The following is an 11,409-nucleotide window of genomic DNA, read 5'->3' on the forward strand; positions in this document are numbered from 1 at the left end:
TCTCGGACCGCATCGCCGAGAACAATAGGATTGGGTGGTCTAAATTCAGCGCCAGCCATAAAGAAAACATGTCGTCCGATCACTGCGGCATCAACCTGCCAGGCTGTGACAAGCTTACGCAGTCCCCCCATGACCTGCTTAACAACCTAGCTCCTCATCAGTCTTACCGCTGATACACGCCGACCACCTCTGCCTCGGCAATGATGTGAGGCTGCGCCTTGGTCCAGATGTCCTCGGCCTTCGCCGACGCCGGCATGTCGAGCCGCGGCACATCAAGGGCGGCCAACCGGAAATGGTAGTGATGCGGCCCATGCCCCTTCGGCGGCTGGGGGCCGTCATAGCGGGCGTTCCGGAACCCGTTCACACCCTCCCCTGCCCCGCCGCGTCCGTGCCCGGACGCTCCCTCCGGCAGGCCGGCTTCGCCGGCCGGGATGTTGTACAACGCCCAGTGCCGGAACGTGCCTGACGGCGCGTCGGGGTCCTCGACAATCAGCACGAAGCTCTTGGTTTCGGGCGGAGCATCTCGCCACGCCAGCGGCGGCGACAGATTCTCGCCGTCACGGGTGTGCCGAGTTGGGATGACCTCGCCGTCCCGAAAGGCCGGACTGGTGATGCTGAATGGCATGGCTCCCTCCTCCCGCGTCAGGTTGCGGCCGCGTCCGGGTTGATCATGCGCTTGGCGAGCAGGCTCAGCCGCTCGTCCGTGCGCTTCTCCTCCTCCAGAATGGCCAGCAGCGCCTGCAGATCCTCGTCCAATCCGAGCTGCTTGGCCCAGGCGGCAAGCGAGCCATACACCGCGATCTCGTAGTGCTCGACCCGCTGCGCCGAGGCAATCAGGCCGGCATCGCGCAGATCACGGTCCTGGACCATGTTGGCCCATTTCTCAGCTTCTTGGAGCATCGCCTGCATGGCCTGGTCGATGTGCTCGCGCGGCTCGGCCTTGTGCCGGCGCAGGATCTCCTCCACGCGGGATTGCTGGGCGCGGGTTTCCTCCAGGTGGGTTTGGATCCCCTGCTTGAGTTCCGGATGGCCGGCCACATCGGCCATCTTCGGCAGGGTTTCAACGAGCTGCTCCTCGACGCTGCGGATTTCCTGGAGCTCGGCCATGTACAGGTCACGAAGACTGGTGACGGTCATGGCGCATCCTCCCTGTTCCAACGCTGGGCCTCGTCCAGAAGCGTGGTCACCTCCCGGTCCGAAGTCTGGCGGAAGTCATCGTAGTGTTCGCCGACGGCGTAGAACGGCTCCGGCGTCATCAGGCAGATCACCTCGTCCGCCTCTGTTCTGAGCCGCTCGATGGTGTCTCTTGGCGCGACCGGCACGGCCAGGATGAGACGGGCCGGCCGAGCGCGGGACAGGCCTTTCAAGGCTGCCCGCACGGTGCTGCCCGTGGCGATGCCGTCATCCACCACGATGGCGACGCGGCCTTCCACGTCGACTGGCCGCCGGCCCGCGAGGTAGTGCTCGCGCCGCCGTTCGATCTCTTGGAGTTGCCGCTGGGTTTCCTCCTCGATGTAGCCCGGCGGTACGTTGAGATGGTTGAGGGCGTCCTCGTTGAGCACAACCTGCGGATGGGTCCCGTTCACCACTGCGCCCAAGCCGAACTCGGCATGCCCAGGCGCCCCAATCTTGCGCACGAAGATAAGGTCGAGCGGCGCCCGCAGAGCCCGAGCGACCTCAAAGGCCACCGGCACACCGCCGCGGGGAAGCGCCAGGACGACCGGCCTCTCTGCGGCATAGGTTATCAGCCGCTGGGCGAGCTGCCGCCCGGCCTCGGCCCGGTCCCGGAAGCTCAGGTCATCGGGCTGCATGGTTCAGCCTCCTTGGCGCAGGTGCCGAACGGACCAGTCGCGGGCCATAGAGGCTCCGCTCTGGTCAGACAAACACCGCGACCATTGCCGGAGAGGCGCCCAACCAGTGACGAAGAGGCCTCTCCGGCTGGATGATCACGCGGTCGTGCCGGCCTTGCGGCCACTCACGCCGGTCGTTCCCGCACTGGCCGTTGTGCTTCCTATCGAGCCCATTGTGGTTCCACCTGTTGTGGTCCCACTCATGCCACTCGTGCCGATGGTGCCTGTCATGCCGGCTGTCTGCTGCTGAACCCGCAGGTTGTTCTGCACGTGCCGGACGCCCGAGACCTGCTCCGCAATGTCCTCGGCGCGCCGCTTGGCCTCGCGGCTGTCGACCGTGCCCGAGAGCGTCACCTCGCAGGACGACACGATCACCTCGATTTCGGTGGCATCGACGAAGGGATCGTCGCTGAGACGATCGTTCATGTCCTCGCGGATCCGGTCGTCCGAGCGGGTATAGCCTTTCGGACCCCGGCCGCGATGCATGCCGCCGCGCTGCTCGTCCATGCGCCGCCGCCGCTCGGCATCCTCATCGCCGAACCACGACGAGACCTCATCGCCCGCGCGTTCCCAGAACCCGCGCTCGCCGCGCTGGCCATAGTCCCGGTCCTGGCGGCCGCCATAGCCCTGGTCGGCGCCATAGAAGCCACGGGAGTAGTCATTGCCACCGAACTCCCGCTGCGAGCCTCTGCCGCCATAGTCGCGAGCTGATCCGCGGCCCCAATCCGAGCCGCGGCCATAGTCACCAGCGCCACGACCGAAATCGCGCCCGCCGCGGTAGGCTTCCCCGTATCTCTCGGCCCCGTAGCCGCCTCCGCCTTGATCCTCACGGCCCAAGTCGCCCATCCAGTCGCCGCGAGAGCCCCAATCGCCACCGCCACCGCGGGAACCCCAGTCACTGCCACGGTTTTCCCGGCCAAAGCCTTCGCGGCTTCCTTCGTCACGCCACCGGTCACGGTCGTCGTCGCGGTAGCGATACCGCTCCGGGGCATTCCTCCAACGATCATTGTTTGCCATGACACAGCTCCCTGGTTGTGGCTGCGCACCGCAGATGGGCCATCGGAGGTGACAGCCACCAAGTCAATGCCGCCCGGAGAATGACCGTTCCGAGCAAAGCGACAGGCTCGCCGCTTCGTGGTTCACGCCGAGACATGAGGGGCCTGAAACGAACTGCGGGCCGCCTCTGGGGCGCTGGATCGCCGTTGAGTGCATCCGTACAATTGCTGCACGCACCAGGAGCCGCAGATGCACATGATTTGTGCAGAAGCTTCGCCGCTCGCGTTTTCGGGCCGCGCATCTGTGGGGGCGGTCACAGGCTCGGCTAGGAGGTCAGCGATGCGCGTGAGTGAAGTGATGACGCGGGATATCCAGATCGCCACCCCGGACCAGTCCATTTAAGAGACCGCCAGAATGATGGCGGATGTTGACGCCGGCATTCTCCCGGTCGGCGACGGCGACCGGCCCGTCGGCATGGTCATGGACCGTGACATCGCCGTGCGGGCGGTCGCGGAGGGCAAGGGTCCACAGACGCCGGTGCGCCGCGGGGTGATGATGGCCGAGGTCAAGTACTGCTTCGAGGATGACACCCGGGACGTAGCCCGCAACATGGTCGGGAACCAAGTCCGCCGCCCCAGGTCCGGCGCCTGCCCATCGTCAACCGGGATAAGCGCCTGGTCGGCATCCCCGAGCCAAGCGGATCGCACTCTCAGACCGGTGGAGAACGAACCTGACCCGGTGACGGCAGGGCGTCATCCGGGCTCATCGCCGTTCAATGGCGGCCAGAAACCCAGGTTCAATCGGCCAGGCCCAGCAGCTTCCGTCATGGCCTCTGATCGGAATGCACGCGGAGCCCAGTTTCTGGGCATCCGCAGGCTGCCGCAGCGGCACGGCCCCGAGCCGGGAGGCGGTGAGCGGGTGGCATCGGATCAGCGGCGCGGCTCTGGTCCTTCGTTTGTCTGTCGGCATGATGAGCTCCTGGGCATCGGTGGCTTGGGCCTTCTACGCCCCAGGGACCGGCAAGCAAGAACCGCGCCAGGAACCGCGCCAGGTCGTTGGGCTCGCCAAAGGCGCATGGCGGTCAACAGGCCGGCAGGGAAGTGAGGGATACGAGGCTTCCGGTTGCATCGAGTGGGCGCCGCTCACCAAGATTGGGATATTCTGAGCGGCCCGATTCCGGGGCCAACCGCGAAGAGGTCTGCAATGGCGAAGAGCAAAACCAAGGTCCCAAAGACGATTGCCGGCGTGAAGGTGCCGAAGGCCCTGCGCAAGTCCGGGTGGCTCGATCCGCTTCTGGCCGACCCGCAGACGCGGGAGATCCTGGCCGATGTGCTGATCGCCGCCGCAGGAGCCGCCGCCGCGGCCCTGGTGAAGGAGCGCCCGAGCATGCGGCAGGTCGCTGAGACCGGCGAGGCCGCTCTCGGGGCTGGTGCGGAAGCGGGCTCGGCCGCACGAGACTTGGTGCAGGAAACCGCCAATGCGGCCGCCGGCGTGATCACCAATGCCACCAAGACGATCCTGCCGGCCTCGCTGACCAGCTCCGAAGAGCCTGAGAGCCCGAAAACCCTGGACTTGAAGGCCAAGCCCTCCAGAACGAGGTCCGATGGCGATTAACAACACCAGCGCGTCGCCGACGCCATATCAAAGACATTGAATGACGTATTGTAATCGGTTGGGGCGGATCCCCCTGGGGCCAGTCATCCCTTACAATCAGAGACTGCCGATGCCCGACGGATGCGGATCGCACCTGACCACCCGTGAACACGCTGCCTCTCTGGCGAAGGCGGCATCGGAAGAGGCTTGCATGTCCGAGGAACTCGCCCTCCTGGCGTCCTTCTTGGAAGATCATGGATGCCCATGCGTGGCAGCGGTGTTCTGGCAATCCGCACGGCACCGGCGCGTGCAAAGCCTGATCCACAATGCTCAGGCGGTTGGAGCAAGGATCGTCTGACCGTACGCGGTGGCCTCCGCGCGGCGAGCAGAGCAGGTCTTGTTAGGAGATAGCGCAAGATCTGCTCCTGATTGAGCGCCGGCATTATCAACCAAAGACAGCAACTTTCGAGAGAAGGTCGATCCCGCCAGCCTTCGTTCGGCGCATTTCACGTCCTACCGCGGCGCGAAACACCGCTGGGAGCTGCAGGGCAGGCGGTATTCGCGCCCACAGGATCTTGGTCACCGGCCGTCCCCTGCGGTTGCGGCGCGGGGCCTGGCCTGTGACGACCCGCTGCGACCAGCGAAAGCCGATCTCGTTGAAGTAAAGGTCGGCCAGCTGTGGGCTGATGTGGTGAAACACACCCGAAATGGTGCGGCAGATGCGATCGTTGAAGCCTTCTGAGTTGACGTGCACCGGCCCGCGGGCATACTCGCGAGCCTTATGGTGGATAGTATCATGGGCTGCAAAGGCACTGCCCAGAGACGCTCAGACATCGACAAAGCGGACGAGCCGCAGCTCAAGGCCATGTTCGAGACCGCGGCAGAAGTCCTCGCTGGCCCGGTCAAGGCGTTCCGGGACTACGAACAAAAACGAGGCCGCGTGTGATGAGACTGCCTCACAGCTGGCGAACAGGCACATCTCCCTCGTTTAGAACCGGAAGTTGCTTCAGCAATGCTGACCTGATCGGCCAGCCGGTTCGCCCCCCGCGGGAAACCGAGCCAGCAGCGCGTCGGTGAAGGCGGCGCAGCGGGGGTCCTGGAAGGGAAAGGTGTCGGTCAGGGCCGAGGCCAGCGTTGCTTGAAGCTGCTCGCGCATGAGTGCTTTGGCGCGATGGAGCCGCGTCTTCACCGTCTCTTCGCGAAGGCCGAGCACGGACGCCGTCTCCTTGGTGTCGAGCTACTCGACCATGCGCATCACGAACACCACGCGGAACGGCTCGGGCAGGGTGTCGATCGCACGCTCCAGCAGGTGTCGGATTTGGCTCCGGGCTGCGGTCATCTCCGGATCGACCTCGGCCGCGAGATGCGGCATGACAGCAACGTCCGGCCGCCCGATTTTGTCGAGGGCATCCAAGGGCAGCAGGATATTGGCTCGTTGGCGACGGTCCACTGCCTTGTTCACGACAATGCGCGTCAGCCAGGTCGCAAGACTCGCATCCGCACGGAATTGCGCGAGACGTCGGAACGCGCTCAGATAGGCCTCCTGCATCACGTCCTCGGCCTCAATGTCGTCCCGGACGATCGCCCGTGCGACACGATAGAGCCGTTGGTTGTGGCGGCGCACGATCAGGCGCCGCGCAGACGCACTTCCCTCGCACGCGAGGCGCACGAGTTCGGCATCGACAAGCCGGGACAATGCCAACTCGGATGCGGATTGCTCAGGCATGCCCATTAGACAGGGGCACGGACCGAGAGGTTTCCGACTATTTTGCCCCACAGGCACAGCGTGCTGTCGCGGCCAGGCTGACACCGTCTGGCCCTACTACGGTGATGCCGTGGCTGTCTCTTCTCACAGAGGAGGCAGTCATGCCCAATAACAACCAAAACCATTCCAATGCTGATAGCGTAATCGTCCCCGATGGCTTTTCCCTGAAGCCTCTCGCCACCGGGTTGAATTTTCCGACCGCCATCGCTTTTTCAGAGGACCAAGAGCAGGTCTGGGTCAGTGAGTCCGGAGCCCTTCCCGGCACACTCCCCCGGATCGTGCAGCTCAATCCGGGCGGGCAGGTGACCCCCGTGCTCGCGGGCGACCAGCTTCCCGAAGGGGTTCTGGCCGGCCCCATCACCGATGTCACCTTCCATGACGGTGAGGTCTGGCTCACGCACCGGCAGACTGGCGCCAATGGCTGGCTGGTCGGTGCGATCTCAAAGTTCGATCCGGCGGATCCGGCCGGCACCTTCACCACCGTGCTGACCAACCTGCATTCCAGCGGCGATCACTATGCCGAGGAGATCCTGTTCGATGAGTCAGGCCGTGCGTACTTTGCGCAAGGCACCGCGACCAACTCGAGCGTTGTCGGACCGGACAACGAACTCGTCACCGGCTGGCTGACGCAGTTCCCCGACTTTCATGACTTCCCGGCCCACGATGTCGTGCTGAACGGCACGGAATTCCATGCCCCTGTTGCCGTACCCGGGCTCAATCCCGAGAACCAGGTCACGGCCCCGTTCAGGCCGTTTGGCTCGGGGCCGATCGCGCCTGGCACCGTCGTGCCAGCGGCCACCCCGGACACGCCACAGGAGGGCATGATTGCCGGCAACGGCGCCATCTATTCGTTCGACCCCACTGCTGACGACCCCACCGCCACCTTGACGCTTGAGGCGTGGGGCTTGCGCAATCCCTTTGGCATCGGCTTCGACCCGAGCAATCCCGACAACCTGTTCGCGACCGACAATGGGGCCGATATCCGATCGGCGCGGCTGGATGGCGAACTGCGGGTCGTGGAGTCGCGCCCGATCGCCAACGACTTCGACGACCTGTTCACCCTCACGACAGGCGGGACAGCGGAGTTTTTCGGCTGGCCGGATTTCTTCCATGATCCCAAAGACGGCTCCGTGCTGCCCGTCACCGATCCTCTCTTCGCGCAAGGCGAGCTGCCGATCCCCCCTCCGGGTTTCGTTCTGGACGAGGACTTCCGCAACAGCCTCGAGGTCGAACCCGCGGTGGCGCAGTTTGAGCTCCACTCGTCGGCCAACAAGTTCGACTTCTCGCCCAATGCTCACTTTGGTGCGGAGGGCAATCTCTTCGTCGCGGAAACGGGTTCCTTCGTGCCGGTGACCGGGGCGCAGGCCTTTGTCGGCTATAAGGTGGTCCAGGTCGATCCAGACGCCGGGCAGGTGAGCGACTTCATCGTCAACACAGGCGACACGCCCGAGGAGATTTTCGAGCCCACCGGCTTCAACAAGCCGATCGACGTAAAATTCCAGGATGGCACCATGTTCATCGTGGACTTCGGAGTGTACGAGCCGGGGCTCGATCTGGCGCAAGCCAACACCGGAAAGGTGTGGACCGTCACCCCGACCACGCCCGAGCCGCCTGACGATGATAAGGCCGATCTTCTCGCCAAGGCCTTCACGTTCCTGGTCGGGGAAGGGCTCGATCTGTTGCGACCTTACCAGCTTAACCCGGAGGGGACCGGCCCGGCGGCCCCGGAGTCGCAGGCGGTCCTGGAGGCGGCCGAGCAAACCGACACTTTTGTCGCCCTGCTCACGCCCGCGAATGATTCTGGCGTTCTGGGTGCCGCGCTCGTCCACTTCGATGAGGAGGAAGGGGATGTGACCATTGCCGTCCGGGCGAGCGGACTGACGCCGAATGAGGTGCATCCGCAGCACATCCACGGCTTCGAGGACGATACTCCATCGCTGATCCCGACGATCGCACTCGATCAGGATCTCGACGGCTTTGTCGAGGGTTCGGAGGCCGGGCCGGTCTACGGTCCGGGACTGCTGGCCGCCACGGCATCCGGCGAGGTGTCGCGGGAGGCGGTGTCCGAGGATTTCCCGCGCGCGGATGTGAACGGCAACCTGTCCTTCATCCAGACCTACGATTTCAATCTCAACGAGGCTGACGACGCCTTCATCTTCGAGGAACTCCAGGATCGGCTTGTCGGCCGCCTGTTCCAGATCCATGGCCTGGAGCTGGAGCCGGGCGCAGGTGCAGGCACGGACTTCGAGGTGAATGGCTCGGGCGGCTACATCCCGGAACTGGGTGTCGCCAACGGCGTGTTGTTGCCGTTGCCGATTGGCTCGCTGGACGACTGGCTGCTGGCGTGAGGCGCCGCGTTTTCCTCTCGGGCGCCTAGCCGCCACCTCACGCCGGAAGCATGCGGTGGCGGCTAAGTCCGAGGAGGCATCGTCCCGGATAATGGCTCCGCCAAGCGAAGGGACTAACGACGTTCACAGGTTTGCCGATCACCGGATCAGCGGCGTCGCTGGCGGCATCACCTCACCGTCCTGTTCCGGCGATCACTTTCCACTTGGCCTCTGCCGACACTCCGCCTGCTGCATCCAGGGAGGCCTAGGGGGCCCAGCACCGGCAGGGCTACATTGCTTGCTTGCGCGGCAGCACTCCAAAATAAAAATTCGGTCTGCTGGTGAACGGCAACCGAAGCCCTTTTGTCTCGCCAACCCGTGTTTAGCCACCTGATGGGCTCGTGTGCTCTTGTTCTGGTTCTCACGCCCCAAATTATCCCCAAAAACCATACAGGTTGGAGGCACCACACCAGGAGGCCACCATGGTTCCTGATCGTCTATCCCAATTCTGGGGGATCGGAGTGGCTGCCACGCTTCTCTTTTTAGCGGAGCTGATCCCATCGCCGGTTCTGGCGCAACCTCCAGCCTCGACACCACCCGTCAAACAGGCCGCACCAGCCCGGGACCCGAACACAATCGGGATTGTTGCAGGAAGCCCTGAAGGCGGCACCCTGCCGCTGGTCAATGAGATCGCGAGAGTCCTCGCAAGCGGCCAGGAGACGGGCCCGAAGGGAGAGCTGGCCTTGCGCGTGCTTCCGATCGTTGGCCGCGGCGGGCTCCACGACATCCAGGATGTACTCGCGCTTCCTGGCGTCGACATGACGATCACACAGGAACACCTGCTCACGCGCTTGCAGGCGAGCAAGGAGCTCGGAGATCTCAAAAGCAAGCTGGTCTACATCACCAAGCTGTTCAACGAAGAGCTTCACCTGATCGCGCGGGAGGACATCCGGCAGGTCTCGGATCTGGCCGCCAAACCCGTCAATTTCGGAGATTATGGCGGCAGCGTCGAGGGCATCGCACGCGATCTCTTCAGGACGCTCGGTGTTGCGGTTTCGGAAGTCCACCTGGGATTGGACGAGGCCATCGAAGAGATGCGGCAGGGCAGGATCGCTGCAACCGCTGTCCTGGCCTCGAAGCCGGCCGCGGTTGTGGAGCGCCTCACGCGCGACGGTGGATTTCGTCTTGTTCAAATTCCGTTCCCGGCCCAGGCCACGCTCTATCTGCCAGCCGCACTGCAGCACGAGGACTATCCGAGACTCATTCCAGCGGGCGAGAGAGTCGAGACCATCGCGGTAGGGACGGTCCTGATTGCCTATAACTGGCCGGAGAAGAGCGGCCGCTACCAGCTGCTCGGCAATTTCGTCGAGGCCTTCTTCTCCCGCCTCTCCGAATTCCAAGCTGCTCGGCGACATCCCAGGTGGCAGGAGGTCAACATCGCGGCTGTCCTGCCGGACTGGAGGCGGTTCAGGCCCGCCGAGCGCTGGCTTCAGACGTGGCAGGCGCGACAGGCAGGTGCCGCTTCCACAGGATCGGTACCGCGATCCGACACGCCTGGAAGGGCAGCGTCGGAAGGGAGAAACAGCGAAACGGAGCGTCTGTTTGAAGAGTTTCTGCAATGGCGCGAACAGCGCGGAAAACGCTGAAGACGCCCCTGTTGTACGGGCACCCCGAGGCTGAGGGATGATGGCCATGAAGAAGCAGATAGCCGCGGCAAGCCTGTTGGCGATCGTGACGGCTTCGGCGGTTGAGGCGCAGACCCCTCTAGGCCCCCCGCCCCGCGGCTTTAAGAGGGTCAGCGATCTCGTGAAGATCCCGCGCTTCCTGCCTGGGCTGGGCGTTCTCTACGTCCGGCCCGAGACGCTGCCGGCCGGCCCCTTCCTTGCCTATGACCGGCGAGGACGGCGGGTGAGCACCATCTATATGATCCCGGTCGAGGATATCGGAAACCGGAAGAAATTCGATCTGGCCGGCTTCGCAGGCCGGAACGACCATGTATCAATCTATTTCAACGAGGGCCATCCCGGCGTGGAGACGCCCCACTACCATGTCGTGATCTGGCATGTGAACAAGCGCGGTGAGGCACGAGTCGCGAAGTAGAATGCCACGTTCATAGTTCGGGGATGGAGGAAGTTTCACTGAGGGTCAGCAGCGCCAAGCCCGTCAATAGTGCTTCTATAAGGGGAGCGCGCAAGGTTTGTGCAACAAACCTCGGTAACTTGGACAAAGGATGAATTTTAGTCCGGCAGCATCTCATTTGACGCTGTTTTACAATCAATCTCGCTTAGCGTGGCTTGTTCGCATGGTTCAGGGCGAGCACCGCACCGAAGCCGAGTTCGAGGGAACCGGAGCCGAAGGTGGGCAGGAGATCACCCTGATCCTCAACAATATCGACGCCCACGATGTCGATCTGCAGGTCGGCGAGCGCTACACGCTGCATATCCAGCCGTTCTACCCTGAGGACGGGATTAGCGCCCTGCCTGAGGATTAGCACCATGAAGTCAGCCTGCGACCCCGCCATGGCCGAGATGGATGCCGCCAACAGTCGCTTCGGTCGCGGCACTGTCACCTGACAGCCGCAGGCATCAAGAGGCCATGGGCGACCAGGTTCGAGCAACGCTCGCCCCGCTACACGACCTGCCTCGACGAGGTGCCTTGTCTTTAGGGCATTTCAGCCCAAGGCAGGCACCACGTCCTCGGCTGGCACTGCTCGAAACCCGCTGACAGATGCTTCGGTCTCAGTGAGACCGCTGCGGCAGGACAGGCCGAGACCTCTCCGACTGCTTGGCGGCTTCTTCCAACCTACCCGAAGCCGTGAGGATCAAGGCTCACGCATCCGGTTACCACCACGGTCATCCGCATTCAGATCGAGCATCTC

The 11,409-nt window shown here is 63.9% G+C and carries 13 protein-coding genes and 2 pseudogenes; 8 read left to right on the top strand and 7 right to left on the bottom strand.

The annotated features are described in order from the left end of the window. Window positions 1-163: 163 nt before the first annotated feature. From ACS5Q1_RS43065 to ACS5Q1_RS43080, 4 genes are all read right to left on the bottom strand, one after another. Complete coding sequence (locus ACS5Q1_RS43065) at window positions 164-625, bottom strand: YbhB/YbcL family Raf kinase inhibitor-like protein (protein ID WP_473103977.1); 462 nt, start codon at window positions 623-625, stop codon at window positions 164-166. A gap of 17 nt (window positions 626-642) precedes the next feature. Further along, entirely contained in the window at window positions 643-1,137 is a 495-nt protein-coding gene (locus tag ACS5Q1_RS43070; RefSeq protein WP_473103978.1) for a YciE/YciF ferroxidase family protein, read from the bottom strand. Then, a complete protein-coding gene (locus tag ACS5Q1_RS43075; RefSeq protein ID WP_473103979.1) occupies window positions 1,134-1,811 on the bottom strand; it encodes a phosphoribosyltransferase in 678 nt (225 codons plus the stop codon). The genes ACS5Q1_RS43070 and ACS5Q1_RS43075 overlap by 4 nt, the downstream gene beginning before the upstream one ends. Before the next feature lie 135 nt (window positions 1,812-1,946). Beyond that, entirely contained in the window at window positions 1,947-2,867 is a 921-nt protein-coding gene (locus ACS5Q1_RS43080; protein WP_473103980.1) for a BON domain-containing protein, read from the bottom strand. Window positions 2,868-3,260: 393 nt separating this feature from the next. Here ACS5Q1_RS43080 and ACS5Q1_RS43085 point away from each other — a divergent pair, with 393 nt between their 5' ends. Continuing rightward, complete coding sequence (locus ACS5Q1_RS43085) at window positions 3,261-3,950, top strand: CBS domain-containing protein (RefSeq protein WP_473103981.1); 690 nt, start codon at window positions 3,261-3,263, stop codon at window positions 3,948-3,950. Between the two features lie 99 nt (window positions 3,951-4,049). After that, entirely contained in the window at window positions 4,050-4,460 is a 411-nt protein-coding gene (locus tag ACS5Q1_RS43090; protein WP_473103982.1) for a hypothetical protein, read from the top strand. 424 nt (window positions 4,461-4,884) lie between these two features. Here the strand turns inward: ACS5Q1_RS43090 and ACS5Q1_RS43095 are convergent. Continuing rightward, window positions 4,885-5,262: pseudogene (locus ACS5Q1_RS43095) on the bottom strand (transposase); the annotation flags it as partial. Between ACS5Q1_RS43095 and ACS5Q1_RS43100 the strand changes: the two are divergent. Next, window positions 5,236-5,385: a hypothetical protein gene (locus ACS5Q1_RS43100; protein WP_473103983.1), complete on the top strand. Its 150-nt coding sequence runs from the start codon at window positions 5,236-5,238 to the stop codon at window positions 5,383-5,385. The pseudogene ACS5Q1_RS43095 and the gene ACS5Q1_RS43100 overlap by 27 nt on opposite strands. 60 nt (window positions 5,386-5,445) lie before the next feature. Here ACS5Q1_RS43100 and ACS5Q1_RS43105 read toward each other — a convergent pair. Together ACS5Q1_RS43105 and ACS5Q1_RS43110 are read right to left on the bottom strand one after the other, a co-directional pair. Beyond that, a pseudogene (locus ACS5Q1_RS43105) lies at window positions 5,446-5,664 on the bottom strand (RNA polymerase sigma factor); the annotation flags it as partial. Window positions 5,665-5,676: 12 nt separating this feature from the next. Beyond that, entirely contained in the window at window positions 5,677-6,135 is a 459-nt protein-coding gene (locus ACS5Q1_RS43110; RefSeq protein ID WP_473103984.1) for a sigma-70 family RNA polymerase sigma factor, read from the bottom strand. A gap of 170 nt (window positions 6,136-6,305) precedes the next feature. On the opposite strand from ACS5Q1_RS43110, the gene ACS5Q1_RS43115 reads away from it, so the two are divergent. The 5 genes from ACS5Q1_RS43115 to ACS5Q1_RS43135 all read left to right on the top strand — a co-directional run bounded on the left by ACS5Q1_RS43115 (window position 6,306) and on the right by ACS5Q1_RS43135 (window position 11,196). Further along, window positions 6,306-8,552 (top strand): PQQ-dependent sugar dehydrogenase family protein, encoded by a 2,247-nt coding sequence (locus ACS5Q1_RS43115; RefSeq protein WP_473103985.1) that lies wholly within the window; start codon window positions 6,306-6,308, stop codon window positions 8,550-8,552. 461 nt (window positions 8,553-9,013) lie between these two features. After that, entirely contained in the window at window positions 9,014-10,177 is a 1,164-nt protein-coding gene (locus ACS5Q1_RS43120; protein WP_473103986.1) for a TAXI family TRAP transporter solute-binding subunit, read from the top strand. Window positions 10,178-10,223: 46 nt separating this feature from the next. Continuing rightward, the gene (locus tag ACS5Q1_RS43125; RefSeq protein ID WP_473103987.1) at window positions 10,224-10,631 is read left to right on the top strand and encodes a DUF5602 domain-containing protein; all 408 of its coding nucleotides are present in this window, start codon (window positions 10,224-10,226) and stop codon (window positions 10,629-10,631) included. 202 nt (window positions 10,632-10,833) lie between these two features. After that, window positions 10,834-11,022, top strand: coding sequence for a hypothetical protein (locus ACS5Q1_RS43130; protein ID WP_473103988.1), 189 nt, complete (start codon window positions 10,834-10,836; stop codon window positions 11,020-11,022). Between the two features lie 93 nt (window positions 11,023-11,115). Continuing rightward, window positions 11,116-11,196, top strand: a complete 81-nt coding sequence (locus tag ACS5Q1_RS43135; RefSeq protein ID WP_473103989.1) for a DUF4113 domain-containing protein — start codon at window positions 11,116-11,118, stop codon at window positions 11,194-11,196. Window positions 11,197-11,409: the final 213 nt, after the last annotated feature.

It is taken from the genome of Microvirga sp. GN3, from assembly GCF_055792825.1.

Coding starts and splice junctions, on each gene's coding strand:
- ACS5Q1_RS43065 (WP_473103977.1), bottom strand. CDS start 625: ATGCCATTCAGCATCACCAGTCCGGCCTTTCGGGACGGCGAGGTCATC.
- ACS5Q1_RS43070 (WP_473103978.1), bottom strand. CDS start 1,137: ATGACCGTCACCAGTCTTCGTGACCTGTACATGGCCGAGCTCCAGGAA.
- ACS5Q1_RS43075 (WP_473103979.1), bottom strand. CDS start 1,811: ATGCAGCCCGATGACCTGAGCTTCCGGGACCGGGCCGAGGCCGGGCGG.
- ACS5Q1_RS43080 (WP_473103980.1), bottom strand. CDS start 2,867: ATGGCAAACAATGATCGTTGGAGGAATGCCCCGGAGCGGTATCGCTAC.
- ACS5Q1_RS43085 (WP_473103981.1), top strand. CDS start 3,261: ATGATGGCGGATGTTGACGCCGGCATTCTCCCGGTCGGCGACGGCGAC.
- ACS5Q1_RS43090 (WP_473103982.1), top strand. CDS start 4,050: ATGGCGAAGAGCAAAACCAAGGTCCCAAAGACGATTGCCGGCGTGAAG.
- ACS5Q1_RS43100 (WP_473103983.1), top strand. CDS start 5,236: ATGGGCTGCAAAGGCACTGCCCAGAGACGCTCAGACATCGACAAAGCG.
- ACS5Q1_RS43115 (WP_473103985.1), top strand. CDS start 6,306: ATGCCCAATAACAACCAAAACCATTCCAATGCTGATAGCGTAATCGTC.
- ACS5Q1_RS43120 (WP_473103986.1), top strand. CDS start 9,014: ATGGTTCCTGATCGTCTATCCCAATTCTGGGGGATCGGAGTGGCTGCC.
- ACS5Q1_RS43125 (WP_473103987.1), top strand. CDS start 10,224: ATGAAGAAGCAGATAGCCGCGGCAAGCCTGTTGGCGATCGTGACGGCT.
- ACS5Q1_RS43130 (WP_473103988.1), top strand. CDS start 10,834: ATGGTTCAGGGCGAGCACCGCACCGAAGCCGAGTTCGAGGGAACCGGA.